The sequence below is a fragment of the Paenarthrobacter ilicis genome (assembly GCF_016907545.1).
Lineage (GTDB): Bacteria > Actinomycetota > Actinomycetes > Actinomycetales > Micrococcaceae > Arthrobacter > Arthrobacter ilicis.
The window spans coordinates 3,676,395-3,692,454 of sequence record NZ_JAFBCD010000001.1; the positions used below are offsets into that span (position 1 = coordinate 3,676,395).

General features: G+C 62.5%; 12 protein-coding genes. 8 read left to right on the forward strand and 4 right to left on the reverse strand.

The window, feature by feature from the left end; genetic code table 11:
* Nucleotides 1-59 precede the first annotated feature (59 nt).
* From JOE60_RS16780 to JOE60_RS16790, 3 genes are all read right to left on the reverse strand, one after another.
* A complete protein-coding gene (locus JOE60_RS16780) occupies nucleotides 60-569 on the reverse strand; it encodes a DUF456 domain-containing protein (RefSeq protein WP_167268705.1) in 510 nt (169 codons plus the stop codon).
* 93 nt (nucleotides 570-662) lie between these two features.
* Nucleotides 663-1,853: an NAD(P)-dependent malic enzyme gene (locus JOE60_RS16785; protein ID WP_167268702.1), complete on the reverse strand. Its 1,191-nt coding sequence runs from the start codon at nucleotides 1,851-1,853 to the stop codon at nucleotides 663-665.
* A 286-nt stretch (nucleotides 1,854-2,139) separates the two neighbouring features.
* A complete protein-coding gene (locus JOE60_RS16790) occupies nucleotides 2,140-2,748 on the reverse strand; it encodes a TetR/AcrR family transcriptional regulator (protein ID WP_167268699.1) in 609 nt (202 codons plus the stop codon).
* A 200-nt stretch (nucleotides 2,749-2,948) separates the two neighbouring features.
* Between JOE60_RS16790 and JOE60_RS16795 the strand changes: the two genes are divergently transcribed.
* From JOE60_RS16795 to JOE60_RS16815, 5 genes are all read left to right on the forward strand, one after another.
* Nucleotides 2,949-4,073: an FG-GAP repeat domain-containing protein gene (locus JOE60_RS16795; protein WP_167268696.1), complete on the forward strand. Its 1,125-nt coding sequence runs from the start codon at nucleotides 2,949-2,951 to the stop codon at nucleotides 4,071-4,073.
* A gap of 50 nt (nucleotides 4,074-4,123) precedes the next feature.
* On the forward strand, nucleotides 4,124-5,272 hold the full coding sequence (locus tag JOE60_RS16800) for an FG-GAP repeat domain-containing protein (protein ID WP_167268694.1): 1,149 nt from the start codon (nucleotides 4,124-4,126) through the stop codon (nucleotides 5,270-5,272).
* 63 nt (nucleotides 5,273-5,335) lie between these two features.
* A complete protein-coding gene (locus tag JOE60_RS16805; protein WP_167268691.1) occupies nucleotides 5,336-7,195 on the forward strand; it encodes an FG-GAP-like repeat-containing protein in 1,860 nt (619 codons plus the stop codon).
* Nucleotides 7,196-7,566: 371 nt separating this feature from the next.
* Entirely contained in the window at nucleotides 7,567-8,733 is a 1,167-nt protein-coding gene (locus JOE60_RS16810) for an FG-GAP-like repeat-containing protein (protein ID WP_239528896.1), read from the forward strand.
* A gap of 50 nt (nucleotides 8,734-8,783) precedes the next feature.
* The gene (locus JOE60_RS16815; RefSeq protein WP_167268689.1) at nucleotides 8,784-10,631 is read left to right on the forward strand and encodes an FG-GAP repeat domain-containing protein; all 1,848 of its coding nucleotides are present in this window, start codon (nucleotides 8,784-8,786) and stop codon (nucleotides 10,629-10,631) included.
* Nucleotides 10,632-10,633: 2 nt separating this feature from the next.
* On the opposite strand, the gene JOE60_RS16820 is transcribed toward JOE60_RS16815, so the two are convergent.
* Nucleotides 10,634-11,938 carry an MFS transporter gene (locus JOE60_RS16820; RefSeq protein WP_167268686.1) on the reverse strand — a complete coding sequence of 435 codons (1,305 nt, stop codon included), beginning with the start codon at nucleotides 11,936-11,938 and terminating at the stop codon, nucleotides 10,634-10,636.
* A gap of 154 nt (nucleotides 11,939-12,092) precedes the next feature.
* On the opposite strand from JOE60_RS16820, the gene rraA reads away from it, so the two are divergent.
* The 3 genes from rraA (at nucleotide 12,093) to JOE60_RS16835 (ending at nucleotide 16,025) form a co-directional block, all read left to right on the forward strand.
* Entirely contained in the window at nucleotides 12,093-12,569 is a 477-nt protein-coding gene (gene rraA, locus JOE60_RS16825; RefSeq protein ID WP_167268683.1) for a ribonuclease E activity regulator RraA, read from the forward strand.
* A gap of 131 nt (nucleotides 12,570-12,700) precedes the next feature.
* A complete protein-coding gene (locus JOE60_RS16830) occupies nucleotides 12,701-14,353 on the forward strand; it encodes an MDR family MFS transporter (protein ID WP_167268680.1) in 1,653 nt (550 codons plus the stop codon).
* A 199-nt stretch (nucleotides 14,354-14,552) separates the two neighbouring features.
* Entirely contained in the window at nucleotides 14,553-16,025 is a 1,473-nt protein-coding gene (locus JOE60_RS16835) for a sugar porter family MFS transporter (RefSeq protein ID WP_167268677.1), read from the forward strand.
* Nucleotides 16,026-16,060 lie beyond the last annotated feature (35 nt).

Below are 16,060 nucleotides of genomic sequence, written 5' to 3' on the forward strand. Positions count from 1 at the left end.
GCTGTTCCTGAACATGCCAATTCGCAGCGGACCCGCGATTTCGCGTTAAGCGGGGTCGCTTAAGGGCCGCCGTATACCGCTTCTGCCCAGACGCCGATGATCCACGTGCTCGCGGCGGCGCAGGCCAAAGCAAATTCCACCAACATCCCTATGCCTGTTGCTTTCAGCGCAGCACCACTGGACCGCAGCGCAGCCCTGAAGTTTCGGGTCCGCTGAACTTCGCTCAAGAGAAGCCCCAAGGCAAAGCCGACAAAAAGCCCCACTACGGGGATGATGAACATGCCCACAACGCCCAGGACCACGCCAATCAGCACCGATCTGTTGGGGATCCCGTGCTGCTTCATTTTGCGGCCGGTCAATACGGCACTGGCCGCCATTCCGGACACCACAAACAGCATGCCCACGGCAAAGATCACCCATCCCATGCCGCCGGCGCCGCCCCAGATGGCCCACGCCAACAGGCTGGCACCGATCAGGATGCTGCCCGGCAATACGGGGATGATGGTTCCGGCAACACCCACTGCTATGGCCAGGCCGCACAGGATGGTCACGATGAGTTCGGCGTTCATGGGGCCAGTCTATGGCCATGCAACCCGGGGTCATTTGCGGCCCATTGTGGGGCAAATTATGGGCCGTAAGTGACCCCGGGTTGTTAGTGCGCGTTATTCCGCGACGGCCGCGGCAACTGCCGCGGTGACGGCCGGCGCCACCCGTGCATCCAGCGGGCTGGGCACAATGTAGTCCGCGGACAGATCCTCTGCGGCCAGCTCGGCAATGGCGTTGGCAGCGGCGATCTTCATGGCCGGGGTGATCCGGCGGGCGCCGGCGTCCAGGGCTCCGCGGAAAATGCCGGGGAAGGCCAGGACGTTGTTGATCTGGTTGGGGAAGTCGCTGCGGCCCGTGGCAACAACGGCGGCGTACTGCTGGGCCACCTCGGGGAGGACTTCCGGATCCGGGTTGGACAGTGCGAACACGATCGACTGGTCATTCATCAGCTTCAGGTGTTCTTCCGCCAGCTTGGAGGAGGAGACGCCCACAAAGACGTCCGCGCCGGTGAGCCCTTCGCCCGGGCCGCCGGTGACGCCGCGGGGGTTGGTGCGTGCGGCCATCCGCGCCTTGACGCTGGTGGGGTCGGCCACGAGGTCTGCGCGCTCTGCGTTCACCACGCCCTTGGAGTCGAGCAGGATCACGTCTTGGATGCCGACGGCCAGCAGGATCTCTGCGATGGCGATGCCTGCGGCACCGGCACCGGACACAACCACCTTGAGGCCGGCCAGTTCACGGTTGGTCACCTTGGCGGCGTTGGTCAGCGCAGCAAGAACCACGACGGCGGTGCCGTGCTGGTCATCGTGCATGACGGGGCAATCGAGGGCTTCGATGAGGCGCTCTTCGAGTTCGAAGCAGCGCGGGGCCGAGATGTCCTCGAGGTTCACGGCGCCGAAGCTGGGGCGCAAGCGGACCAGGGTCTCGATGATCTGGTCAACATCGGTGGTGTTGAGCACCAAGGGAATGGAGTCCAGGTCACCAAAGGACTTGAACAGTGCGGACTTGCCTTCCATGACCGGCAAGGAGGCGCTGGGCCCGATGTTGCCGAGGCCCAGGACGGCGGTGCCATCGCTGACCACAACCACCAGGCGCTCGGCCCAGGTGTGGGTGCGGGCAAGCTCCGGGTTGGCATGAATGGCGCGGCTGACCTGCGCAACGCCGGGGGTGTAGGCGATGGAAAGATCGCGTTTGTTGTTCAACGGGACGGTGCTGGAAATGGTGAGCTTGCCGCCTTGGTGGGCCGCAAAGATCTCTTCTTCGCTCAGGACCAGGTCATCGTTGTCAGTTGCAATTGTCTCGATGGACACGTCGTTGTCTCCTCAGGCTAGCCGTGGACCCACGGCACGGATGGGGCAGGAACAGAACTTTTTGCGGGCCAAGGATGGCTGGCCCGGCGTTGCTTCTGCAGAGAGGGGGCTGCTAGCCGCTTCGGTGATTCAAGCCTACGAAGGCCACGAGGAGACAAGATTCAATACCAAGAGAGACGATTCGAGAGTAAATCGATTAACCTACCAAAAGTGTGACCCGTGACACCCAAAAAGAGTCGGGATTTGCGCCCTTCGGTCTAGACCACCTGGCCTGAATGGCGCGCGGTCAGTCGCCAACCAGCAGGCTGCACGCCCTCTTAAGGTCCTTTTCGGCCTCAAACAAGGACAGCCTGCGGCACCGGACGGCTTGTACCAGGCCGCTTACCAAATGCAGGAGGATGCGGGCCCGCACAGCGTCGTTTCCGGTGTCCTTGCTCAGGGATCCCACGACCTCCTGGGACATCGCATCGATCTCGCGCAGCAGTTGCGCCGCGTCCTCATCCTTCCCGGCGGGACGGATCAGGCAGTGCTCCACTCCGGGCTGCATGACCCTCAGGTGGAAGATCTCCATCATCAACCCGGCCAACGCGTGCCCCTTGCCTTCACGCCGGCGCACCCCGTCCCTGAGCTCACGCAGTTGCTGCCGGTAAACGGCCAGCATGAGATGCGCTGTGGAAGGGAAATAGCGGTACAGAGTGCCCAGCGGGACATCTGCCCGCGCCGCGATATCGGAGAGGCTCAGGGTGTCGAACTGCCGTTGGGCGAACCCGGCGGCAGTTCTGAGGATGCGGGCATAGCGCAGCTGCTGCCGCGGCGTGGTGGGCGCGGCAGCCATACGGGGCAGCCCCGTGGTCAGGTCAAGGGAATACGGTTCCAGTGAGTTTGATACGGGCATTTCCGGCGATCTCTTGGCAGGCTGGCAAGGAAACGGCCCGCCGGGAAAAGCGCCCGGCTGGCCAATCGCATCAATGATACGGGAGCTAAATGACCGTTTCCTGAGAGCACAGCCCGGGGCGCGGCAAGCACGCCGCTCCCCCGTATTGTGGCCGCCCCCACATACACTTCTCAGCAGGTCTGGTACACGGGAGGAAACACATGCAGGGATTTCGACGGCGGATGGTGGCGGCGCTGCTGACAGCAGCAACGGCGGCCATGGCACTTGGCGCACTGCCGGCGTCGGCGGCTCCCAGCGGTCCCGACCCCATCCTCACCGGGGACGCGTTCGTGGGGCAGAAGCTGTCAACGGAAATCGGCCCTTACACCTTTTACGGGTGCGGAGGCGGAAAAGGCCCGGACTTCACCGTCTACTGGACGCGGGACGGCTTCCTGGTGGCAGGCGAAACAGCCCAAAGCTACACCCTGGAGCCGGAAGACAGCGGCGCCCGCATGGCAGCGCACGTCACCGCCAGCAAGACCGCGTGCGGCGGCGAATCGCTGCACAGCAATGAGACCAAACCGGTAGGCGCGGTCAACAGGGCAGCCGGCTTCTCCGGCCGCAGTTTTGAACTCCTTACCCGGGCCACCGACGGTTCCCTGCAGCTGTTCGGCCGCCAAGGCAACGCCTGGGACGCTCCACGCACGGTGGGCTGGGGCTGGGGTGGCTTCAACCTGGTCCTTTCGCCCGGCGACTTTGACGGCGACGGCAAGTCGGATGTCCTGGCCAGGGACGCTGCTGGAACCCTGTACCTGTACTCCGGCGACGGAACCGGCGGCTGGAAACCCGGACAGGTGATCGGCAAGGGCTGGAACGTGTTTGACCAGATCGTCAGCCCTGGCGACTTCAACGGTGATGGCACCAACGACATCCTGGCCCGCGAGCCGGGCGGCGCCCTGTACCTTTACCCCGGGAACGGTTCCGGAGGCTGGTTGGCGCGAACCGCCGTCGGACAGGGCTGGCAGGTGATGGACGCCCTGTTGACGCCGGGTGACTTCAACGGCGACGGCGCCGTGGACGTGCTCGCCAGGGACCGCAACGGCTACCTCTACTTCTACGGTGGCAACGGGGCAGGCGGCTGGACGCGGTCCTGGCTGATCGGCGTCGGCTGGAACGCCCTGAAGTCCGTGGGGGCCGCCGGTGACTACAACAACGACGGGTTCAACGACGTTTACGGAGTGGACCAACAGGGACGCCTGGTGGTTTACCTCGGCAACGGCCGGGCAGGCTGGAAGGACTCCGTGGTTGCCGGGAACGGCTGGGGCAACTTCACAGCGATCTTCTAGGCAAAGCCCAGCCACGGTAGAATTGTCCCCATAAGTCTGGGGAGGACATCATGAAGGCTCCAATGCGCCCGACGTCCGGCGTGCGCCGGATCGTGGCGGGAATCGCCGCGGCTATGGTTGCCGCGCTGGCCGTATCACCCGCACCCGCCATGGCAGCGATGGATCCGGACAATCCCGTGATCCATGGCGCTCCGTTTGTGGGTTCCACGCTCACGCTGGAAATTGAGCCGGGATCCTACTCCGGCTGCGGCGCTGCTGCGGGCCCGGACTTCCGTGTCTACTGGACCCGTAACGGCGTCCTGGCCGCGGACCATCCAAACTTCTACAAGTACGTCCTCGACGAAAAAGACCGCGGAAAGACCATTGCGGCCCACGTGGTGGCCAGCCAGAACGGCTGTGATCCCCAAGAGGTCAGCAGCGAGGAAACCGCGCCCATCGCCGCGTCCAACCGTGCCAACGGGTTCACCGGCCGGGGCGCCCACGAGCTCCTGGCCCGCCGGACAGACGGCACCCTCATGATGTACTCCCGCGTCAACAACGCCTGGGAATCACCCAAAACCGTAGGCCCCGGATGGAATGGCTTCACCACGGTCGTTTCCCCCGGGGACTTCACCGGCGACGGAATCAACGACATCCTGGCCAAGGACGCCGCGGGCAACCTCTTCCTCTACGCAGGAACGGGTAACGGCGGGTTCTCTGCCGGCAAGCAGATCGGCAGCGGCTGGAACGCGTTCACCATGATGGTGGTCCCCGGCGACTTCAACGGTGACGGCACCAACGACCTCCTGGCGCGGGACGCCAATGGCCTCCTGTATCTGTACCCCGGCAACGGCAAGGGCGGCTGGCTGGCACGTTCATTGGTGGGCAGCGGCTGGAACGTGGTGAACAAGATCATCACCCCCGGAGATTTCAACGGCGACAACTCCGTGGACGTCCTGGCGCGCGATACCGCCGGAGCACTCCGCCTCTACCGTGGCAACGGCACCGGCGGCTTTTCCACCATGACCGTTGTTGGCCAAGGCTGGGGCGGAATGGGCGCCATCGGTTCTGCCGGAGACATTGACGGTAATGGCAATGTAGACGTCTACGCTGTGGACGGCTCGGGGCAGTTGGTGGCGTATTACGGCGACGGCGACGGCGGCTGGAACGGGTCCGGCGCCATCGGCTGGGGCTGGGGCGGGTTCAACGCCCTCTTCTAACGCGGGGGCAGGAGGTTCCGCGGAACCGTTCGGCGGTGCAGGATCCAAGGTTTGGGGGCTAGCGTGGCAACACTTTCAGCACAACGCAGGACAGGAAAGCTTCAAGCAAGGAATCCGTTGAGGTTCCTCCTGGCGGCAATACTTTCCTCTGCCCTGTTCCTGGCTGTTCCTCCGCCGCCGTCATTTGCCGCCGGTCCGGACGCGCCCCTCCCCACCGTGGTGGCCAGGACCTCCGCTGCCACAGTAGGCCCGGGCAACACCATCGCTTTGTCCTTCACCCTCAGCGGCCCGGCCCAGGAGGTGGGTTTCACCTTCGTCAATGAGGACACCCTGGAGCAGGCGACGCTTTACGGCCCCACCAGCCAAGCCTCAGGTCCATACTCAGCCCAGGCAACGGTGCCCGTGAATGGAAGCTCGTTCAAGCGCACTGGCAGGTACAAGCTGCTGTCCGTCGGCATTGTGCTGGACTCCGGCCAAGGGACTGTGCGCTACGGGAGGGATGGCAACGTCACGTTCCTCAGCTCCGGGCTCAGCGCTCCCACCCAGCGGCCCGGTGCTTTGGACGGCGTGGATTTCGCCGTCAACAATCCGAACTTCCCGCTGGTGGACAACCCCAATACCAAGGCACCCGTGGTCTCCGGAGTGGCTCGTTACGACCAAGTGCTCACCGCCGATAACGGCGGGTGGACTTACACTCCCACCGGGTACGCCTACCAGTGGCTGCGCAACGGCCAACCGATCGCGAACGCCACCACCAACAACTACCGGGTTGCCGAGGCGGACCTCGATCAGACACTGTCCGTCAAAGTCACTGCCACCCGCGCTGGGTACAGGGCAGTTTCGGCATCTTCCCTGCCCCTGACGCCCACCTCCCCCATCACCGCAACAGCGCCCACGCTTTCGGGGAAACTGACGGTTGGCGAGAAGCTCACCGGCGTCTTCAGCGAGGGCAGCATTTCCTCGGGCACAGCCGGCGGTCCCACCAGCGTCAGGTACGAATGGGTGCGGAACGGAACCGTGATCAGCGGTGCCACCGGCAAAAACTACACGCTGACCGCGGCGGACCGTGGCGCCGTCGTCGGCTTCCGCGCAGTGATCCAGGCCGGAGAGCCGGTCACCGCAACGCGGCCGTACACCGCTTTCAGCCAGTCGGTGGTGAGGAACAAGGCCCACACAGCAGGGTTCGACGCCGGTACCTCCCTGGATCTGTTCGCGCGGAATGCGTCGGCGAACCTTCTTCTGTACCCGACGGACGGCGCCGGCCGGTGGCAGGCAGCCAGGACGATCGGCTATGGCTGGGACGTTTTCGATCTGGTTATCTCCGCCGGTGACTTCAACGGCGACGGCTTCAATGACGTGGTGGCCCGGGACGACGCCGGGACGCTCTACCTGTACCCCGGCAACGGGACCGGCGGGTGGCTGCCCCGCAAGGAAATCGGCTGGGGTTGGGATGTTTTCGACTCCATCGTTGCCGCTGGCGACTTTTCCGGCGACGGCAACAACGATCTCCTGGCACGGACCCCCGCGGGCGCCCTGGTGCTCTACCCGGGCAACGGCGTTGGCGGTTTCAAAGCCCCCGGCGCAGTAGGCCAGGGCTGGGAAGCGCTGAACAACATTTTCTCCCCGGGCGACTTTGACGGCGACGGCAACCCGGACGTCATGGGCCGGGACGCGGCCGGGAACCTACGGCTCTACGGAGGCAACGGCCAGGGCGGTTGGACCACTGCCGCGGGCATCGGGACCGGGTGGAACGTGATGTCCAGGATCGGCGGTTCCGGTGATTTCAACGGGGACGGTTTCAACGACGTCTTCGCCATCGACGCTGCCGGCCAACTGACCATGTACTACGGCAACGGCGCCGGAGGCTGGAAAGGCGCCGGAGTTGTTGGCTGGGGCTGGGGCGGGTTCACGGCCATTTTCTAAGCCGATTTCGGTTGCATTTCGGGCTTGACGTGTCTTGTTCGGAAAATATTGCCAGGAAATTCCCAGACTTGGGTTTCGGCAATGTACTCTCATTTCAATTACACCGGGCGGACATCTCTGACCGCCCCGAATTGGGGGAACATTTTGGTGCACTTCTCCGCGTCCAGCGCGCCACTGTCAAAGACAGCTCGACCGAATGCCGCAGGTATCATCCTGCAGCATCGTACGGCGTCCGCTGAGTAGTTCCCTGTTTCATTTTCTAGTTGCCGTTCAGGCAGCCCCTTCCTTGGAGGAATCCCTTGGAGACCAGTACTCCTATGCCTGCCGCTGCGCGTAAGCACCGGCGTTTGTATTCAGTTATCACCGCGTCCTTGCTTTCAAGTCTCCTGTTGGCTCCGGCCATCCCGGCCGGCGCTGCGGCGCCAACCGCAGCTGTTCCGAGCCGCTACGTGTATCTCAGCGGAACCCCGCAGCTCGGTGGCGACCCAACCGTGGGTGGCCTTCTGAAAGTGGATGTCTCCAATACGTTCGCCCACGTCTCACCGGAGGGTGGGTCCGCATCCGTTTCGTACACCTGGACACGCGACGGGGTGGTGATCCCCGGTGCAACAGGCCCTACCTACCGTGCGACATCAGCGGACTTGGGACGCGTTGTGGGTGCATCAGTCACCGCCGTCTACGATCCCGAATCAGTGGGTACAGTCCAGGCTGCCCATCCCCTTAGGGTGGCCGCAGCGGCCCGTGCACGTGGATTCAACGGAGACGGCACCCTGGATATCTTCGCCCGGGATGCCTCCGGCCGCTTGTTGCTCTACCCCACCGATGGGCACGGCAATTGGCAGCCAACCCAGGTAATCGGGTGGGGTTGGAACAAGTTCAACCTGATGGTTTCCCCTGGCGACTTTGACGGAGACGGCACAGTCGACGTCCTGGCGCGGGACGCGCAGGGAGGGCTCTTCCTGTATCAAGGCAACGGTTCCGGTGGTTGGAAGAAGGCACTCCAAGTAGGACAGGGGTGGCAGAGCTTCAGGGAGCTGAGTGCAGCCGGAGACTTCAACGGTGACGGCAGCAACGACATTCTTGCCGTAGACAATGCAGGGAACCTTTTTCTATATCCCGGAAACGGTCGCGGCGGATGGCTCACGCCACGTTGGATTGGCCATGGTTGGCAGGGGATGGACTCGGTGGGAGCGGGCCATTTCCTGGGATATTCCAGCGTAGTTACGCTGTCCAAGACATTCTGGGGCGATCTCCAAGCGCGCACCTCGAGTCGCAATGGCTACTTTGAAGAATACGGCCTCCCCGGAAGCTACGCCGGAACCATTGGCTGGGGATGGGACTCCATAACGCGCTTCGGCATGGCCGGCGACTTTAACGGAGACGGAGATTCCGACGTTTACGGTATTGACCGCAGCGGACGACTCACCATGTATTTGGGTGACACGTCAGGTTTCCGGGACCGGGGAATCGCCGGTTTCCGTTGGAAAGGCACTCCCACTGTCGGTTGGGGCTGGGGTGGCCTGACAGCAGTGTTCTAGACCGCAATCTTCCAGAGTTTGATCCTAGCTTCTCACCAGGAGACCCAATTATGGCCAACTATTCAGCGCGCTTCCGGACACGCCACCTGCGCATCCTGGCATTGATCCTGACTGTCATGCTTGCCGGTCTCCTGCAGCACAGCACGGCGGCTGAGGCATCAACGTCGGAAACGCAATCGGCCGCCGTTAAGGCTTACGTTTGGCCGCCTGACCCTGCCTTTTTGAAGCTCGCGGCAGCAACCACGGCCCCACTACCTGTGTCCGGCGAGATGCGCGTGAACTTCACGGTAGCCCGTCCGGCCACTCGTCTTACCATCGTGATGGTCGACCCATCACAAGCTACCGAGATATTCCTGCATTGGAGAATGCCCGCCGACGGCGAACCACAGGAGTCCGGATCCGTAGTGCGGACTGTCAACGAGAATGACGCAGCAGGGAAATACACACTCCGGCAAGCCGCCGTTGACTTCGCAGACGGCTCAAACACCACCATAAAGCCCAGAAAATACGGAGGGGATAAATCGGCGACCGATGACTTCCCAAAGGCGGCTTTCGAGGTCAACAACCCGGCTGTGCGACTCCAGCAGAATGTCAATCTGGCCCCCGCCTTCGTTGAGGGGGTACCTGAAACCGGTATCTGGGCGCGAGCCAATCTTGGCAAATGGCAAGGCAGCGTGTCCCATGCTGACTATCAGTGGATGCGCAACGGAGTGGATCACGAAAGAAAGACATACGATTACGACTTTTCTTCGTTTGATGTTGGTTCAGTGGTTTCCTTCAGGGCTGTAATCTATGCTCCCGGGTACCTGCCCACGGAAACTGTTTCAAAAGCGGCAGGACCCATCATTGAGCCACGACGCCCGAAAGTATTGGGCGAAGGAGCAGTTGGTTCCATCCTCCGCACTGACTTCAGCCTCGCCGAAGTTCCTGTCCCGTCCGGGGCGAAACCAGTGGTCACTTACCGCTGGGTGGGACCTCCTTACGCGGAGCGCCCGGGGGGAGCAACTTACCGCCCAACCCCGCAGGACCAAGCGCACAACTACCCAAACCACTATGTGGCCGCCGAGGTCACCGTTTCCTCGGGGTGGGACACCCTGCGGCTTGTAACCAGCCAATGGAAGGAAAACATCAAGGACTCCCACTGGTCCAGTGGTTTCGATGGCGATGGAACAACGGATGTTTTGGCCCGCGACCAGTCCGGCCTTCTCAGCATGTATCCCACATCGACTCAGGGCGGATGGCTGGCACCACGCGTGATCGGACAGGGATGGTCCGGGATGACATCCATCATCAAGACGGGCGATCTTGATCGCGACGGCAGGAACGATGTGGTGGCCAGGGATGCGGCGGGACGTTTGTTCCTCTATCCGGGTAACGGCCTGGGTGGCTGGCTCCAGCAGCGGCAAATCGGTACTGGATGGAACGTCTTCAACACTATTTTTGCCGCAACCAGCACCAACGGCGACGGTGGTCACAGCGGCATCTATGGCCGCGACGCCAACGGTACTCTTTGGTACTTCGCCAGCTACAGCGGAGGCGGCCTGGCCTACGCTGGATACCCGGTGGGAACCGGGTGGAACATGTTCAACACGGTCTTCCCTGCCGGTGACTTCAACGGCGACGGCGTGGAAGATCTGATGGGGCGGACTCCCTCCGGGCTGCTCTACAGCTACCGGCTGAACGGCTCCAGCATCGATCAAACCCAAGTCATCGGAAATGGGTGGCAGGTGATGGCCAGAATCGGAGCCGCTGGCGATTTCAACGCCGACGGACATCAGGATATTTATGGCATCGACTACTCGGGCCGGATGCATATGTACTACGGCAATGGGGCTGGAGGGTGGAAAGGGTCCGCGATAGTCGGCTGGGGCTGGGGTGGCTTCACGGCCGTCTTCTAGGACTAGGCAACGCTCTTGATCTTCACCACAAAGACTGCTCCCAGAAGCCCAATCACTGCGGCGGCTATGTACAGGGAGACGTAGCCGCCCCAGAGGCTGACGAAGGGAAGGGCGATCAGGGGCGCCACCACTTGGGGCAGCGAATTTGCAATGTTGATGACACCGAGGTCCCTGCCGCGGTCGATCGCGGTGGGCAGCACCTGCGTGATCAGGGCGAAGTCCACCGCGAGGTACGCTCCGAAGCCGATCCCCAGCACCACGGCTCCCAGCAACCCACCCACCCAGGTGGGTGAAAAGGCCAGGATCAGTGAAGCCAACGCAATGACCACCGAGGACGCAATGACCAGGGGCTTCCTTTTGCCCATCCGGTCACTCAGCCGGCCGCCCACAACGCTGGTGATAACCACCGTGACGGCGTACAGGCCGGTCAGGACAAGCACTCCGAATTCGGGGTCGATGCCCTCGGTTTCCTTCAGCCGCACCGCGTCGGTCAGGAAGAAGAGCAGGTACAGGGTAATCATGTGATTTCCGGTGCTGACCAGGAACCTGGTGAGCCATGCCCAGGCGAAATCAGGGTAGCGCTTGGGGGAAATCCAAAAACCCTTGAGGAATGCAGCCAAGGCGAAGGCCGGACGGCGCCCTGCCGGAAGCGGTTGGTCATCGCCTTTGAAAAGATAAAGCACGACGCCGGCCAGCAACGCAGCGGCGCACACCCAGTAACCGGCGGCATAGTCGCCGGCAACAACGGCAGCGATCACGGCTCCAGCCAGGATGCCGACTGTTTGTCCCATGGCCGCCAAGCCGCCGACAGTACCGCGCTGGGGAACAGGAACCCGGTCCGGGACAGCCGCAGTGATGGCTGCGTACATGGCATTGGCCCCTGCCTGCACCAAGCACCACAGCAACGCCATGACAGCCACGTTGGGAGCGCCCGCGAGGGCCACCAAGGCAACTGCGCCCAGAACCGCTCCCATGAGGACCCAGGGGATCCGGCGGCCGAACCGCGAGGTGGTGCGGTCGCTGAACGCACCGAACAGGGGGTTTGCCACCATTGACACCGCAGCACCACAGCCTGTGACCAACGCGAGTATGGCCTCTTTTTGCCCTTCGTCGAAGTGGGCGGCCTGCTGCCCCAGAAGTACCTGAAGAGGGGCGAAGAACGCTGCATTGATGCCCAGGTTGACCAGCACAACGCCCGTAACCCACAGGGGCCGGACCCTGTCAACGGGTTCGGCGAGCGCGGTAGTGTTTCCGCCACGGATGGCAGCGGGATCCGGTACCGGGCCCGGAAGGTCGGACAGGCTCATGGCTAGGTTTCCCCCTTGAATCAAATGATGGACCCAGCCTAGCGCGGTGCAGAGGCACCGGGCCGCCGCATCAACGTTTATGCACATACGGGAATTCCCGCCCCCTCGCCGATGATCCAACCGCTAGTCTGGGCTCAACCCAGCAAGGAGAATCATGGCCACTGAGCAGCAGAACACCGCCGATCTTTATGATGAGCGCGGGGACGAACTCGCATCCATTTCCATCCAGTTCCAGGACCTGGGTGGAAACACCCACTTCAGCGGACCTGCCCGCACTGTCCGGTGTTTTCAGGACAACGCCTTGGTGAAGTCCATCCTCAACTCTCCCGGCGAGGGTGCTGTCCTAGTGGTCGATGGGCATGCCTCCCTGCACACCGCGTTGATGGGGGACATGATCGCGGAAAGCGCCGTGGCCAATGGCTGGGCCGGAGTGGTCATCAACGGAGCCATCCGGGACCGTGAAGCGATCGCCCGCCTGCCGTTGGGCGTCAAGGCCCTGGGGAGCAACCCGCGGAAGAGTTCCAAGGCGGGGACGGGTGAGGTTGACGTTGATGTCATCCTCGATTCCGTCCGCATCCGGCCGGGCGTGATGATCTACTGCGACCTGGACGGAATTCTGGTGGAGCACTGAGCTTTCGGGCAGCGTAGCGAAGGCTGGAGCTGAAGAAATATTCTTCCGCCGGGAATCAAACGGACCGTATGATAGTTACTGAAAGCAACTATCCTGCTTAATTCCACTTTTCTGTTACCTCTGGAGAAGATATGTCCGAAACCAAGCCCGTCAGGGCCGCCGGCGAGGTCTTGACTCATCGTCAGACACTCACCGTCATGGTGGGACTCATGCTCGGCATGTTCCTGTCCTCCCTGGACCAGACCATCGTGTCCACGTCCATCTACACCATCGCCAATGACCTGGACGGCTTGTCACTCCAGGCATGGGCTACCACGGCGTATCTGATCACGTCCACCGTCAGCACCCCGTTGTACGGCAAGCTCAGTGACATCTTCGGCCGGCGTCCGCTGTACCTCACCGCGATCGTCATCTTCCTGGCAGGCTCGCTGTATGCCGGCTCGGTTCACTCCATGACCGAGCTGGCCATTGCCCGTGGCATCCAGGGTCTGGGCGCCGGCGGCTTGCTGGCGCTGGCACTCACCATCATCGGCGACATCGTTGCGTTGAAGGACAGGGCCAAGTACCAGGGCTACTTCATGTCGGTGTTCGGCATCTCCTCTGTCCTGGGTCCGGTAATCGGAGGAGCTTTTGCCGGTGCATCCAACATCCTGGGCTTCGATGGCTGGCGTTGGGTCTTCTTTATCAACCTGCCCATTGGAATCGCCGCCTTGGTGGTGGTGTTCCTTTACCTGCATTTGCCGGTGCGCCACGTGAAGCAGAAGATCGACTACTGGGGTGCTGCCGCCATCACGCTGGCCATTGTTCCGCTGTTGCTGGTGGCCGAGCAGGGCCGCACGTGGGGATGGACCTCCGGGGCTGCCTGGCTTTGCTACGCCTTGGGAGTGATCGGCATCGTGGCGTTCCTGCTGGCTGAGAAGCGGGCCGGGGACTACGCCCTGATTCCGTTGCGCCTGTTCAAGAACACCACGTTCGGATTGTCTTCCCTGTTGAACTTCATCATTGGCATTGGCATGTTCGGTGCGATCGCCATGCTGCCCATGTACTTGCAACTGGTCAAGGGACTCACCCCCACTGAGGCCGGCCTGATGATGATCACTTTCACGGTGGGCATCCTGTTCGGGTCCATCTCTGCCGGACGCACCATCTCCTCTTCGGGCGTATACCGGATCTTCCCCATCCTGGGCACGGCCGTGCTGGCCGGCGCTGCAACGGTCATGGGCCTGGTCCTGGGCGTGGACACCGGACTCTGGGTCCCCGGCCTGATTGCTGTCTTCTTTGGTGTTGGCCTTGGCTTCTGCATGCAGCCACTCACACTGGCCATGCAGGTCTCCGTCCCACCCAAGGACATGGGCGTTGGAACATCCACCGCAGCGTTCTTCCGTTCCATGGGCGGCGCTGTGGGCACCGCAGTGTTCATCTCCATGCTCTTCAGCACAGCTGCGGACAAAATTGCCGACGGCATGAAAACCGCTGCTGCTACGCCCGACTACCAGGCAGTTATGCGGGACCCGGCAGTCGCATCGGATCCTGCCAATGCCAAGCTTTTTGATTTCTTCAAGAATGGCGCCACCAACGATTCGCTGAATGACACCAGCTGGTTGCACTCGGCAAACAGCACGCTTACCCGTCCCATCACGGAGGGATTTGCGCAGGCAATCGACGTCGTCATGCTCACGGCTGCGGGTCTGATGATCATTGCTTTCCTGATCAGCTTTGCGCTGCCCAACAAGAAGCTCACCGATCCCAAGGCTGCCGCCAAGGACTCCGTCCCGGCACACTAGGTTCCAGATACACAGGCAAAGGCAGGCAGTCCCCGGACTGCCTGCCTTTCCTTGTTCCAGCCACTGTAGCCTCCATCACCTGACTGGAACTTGGCCATATGGCGTGCAACACTGTGAAGCGCGTGTGCACCGGTGTCTGAGCCGGAACAGCCGACGAAGTCCTGCACCGCAACCCCCCACCACCACCCAAGGGAGACTCATGTCCAGTCCCAGCACCGAAGAAGGCGCTCCTCACGTTTCCCGGAAGGTCATAGGCCTGGCCGTTGCCGGCGCCGTGGGCGGCTTCCTGTTCGGCTTCGATTCCTCCGTGGTCAACGGTGCCGTGGATGCCATGGCCAAGGAGTTCACCATGGGTGAGGCCCTCACAGGCTTCGCTGTTGCGGTGGCTCTGTTGGGATGCGCCGCGGGTGCCTACCTGGCCGGCAAGGTAGCGGACCGCTACGGCCGCATTCCTGCCATGAAGCTTGGTGCGCTGCTGTTCCTGGTCAGCGCAATCGGCACAGGTTTTGCTTTCAGCGTTTGGGACCTCATCTTCTGGCGTTTGGTGGGCGGCCTGGGCATCGGCCTCGCCTCGGTGATCGCGCCGGCGTATATTTCCGAGATCTCCCCACGCCACGTCCGTGGCCGGCTGGCCTCCCTGCAACAACTGGCCATCACCACGGGTATCTTCGCGGCATTGCTGTCCGACGCTGTGCTGGCCAACTCTGCGGGCGGTGCAGACGGCGCGTTGTGGTGGGGCGTTGAAGCCTGGCGCTGGATGTTCATTGCCTGCGCGGTTCCGGCCGCAGTGTATGGGTTGATCGCCTTCCGCCTTCCGGAGTCTCCCCACTTCCTGGTCCTCAACGGCAAGGAAGACCAGGCCCGCACCATCTTCAACAGGCTGATTCCGGGCGACGATATTGAGCGTCACATCCGCGAGATCCGCGACTCCATCCAAGAAGAGAAGCTGTCCTCCAAAAAGGGCGCTCTCCGTGGCAACCGCTTTGGCCTGCTGCCGGTGGTGTGGATCGGCATCATTCTCTCCGTGCTCCAGCAGTTCGTGGGAATCAACGTGATCTTCTACTACTCCACCACGCTGTGGAAGGCAGTCGGATTCCAGGAGAAGGACTCACTGACCATCTCCGTTGTCACCTCCGTCACCAACATCCTGGTGACCCTGGTGGCCATTGCGCTGGTGGACAGGATCGGCCGCCGCCCCATCCTGCTCACGGGCTCAATCGGAATGGCCGCCTCCCTGGGAGTCATGGCGTTGGCCTTCTCCTCAGCCATAGGCAGTGGATCCGACATCACCCTCCCCGGCGCCTGGGGTCCCGTGGCCCTGGTGGCCGCCAACGTTTTTGTTGTCAGCTTTGGTGCTTCCTGGGGACCGCTGGTGTGGGTTCTGCTGGGCGAAATCTTCCCGTCCCGGATCCGCGCCCGCGCCTTGGGCGTGGCCGCCGCTGCCCAGTGGATCGCCAACTTTGCCATCACCCTGAGCTTCCCGGTCATGGCCGCAGGTTCGCTCCCACTGACGTACGCCATGTACGCGGCTTTCGCGGCGGCGTCGTTCTTCTTTGTGATGTTCAAGGTTCCGGAAACCAACGGCATGTCCCTTGAGCAGGCCGAAACCCTCTTTGTCCCGAAGGGCGCGCAGGTCTCAGCCCTCCCGGTCAAGGCGGACGGGTCCGAGTAGTCCCGCGGGTCATGCATCGCAAAAAGAACCCCGTG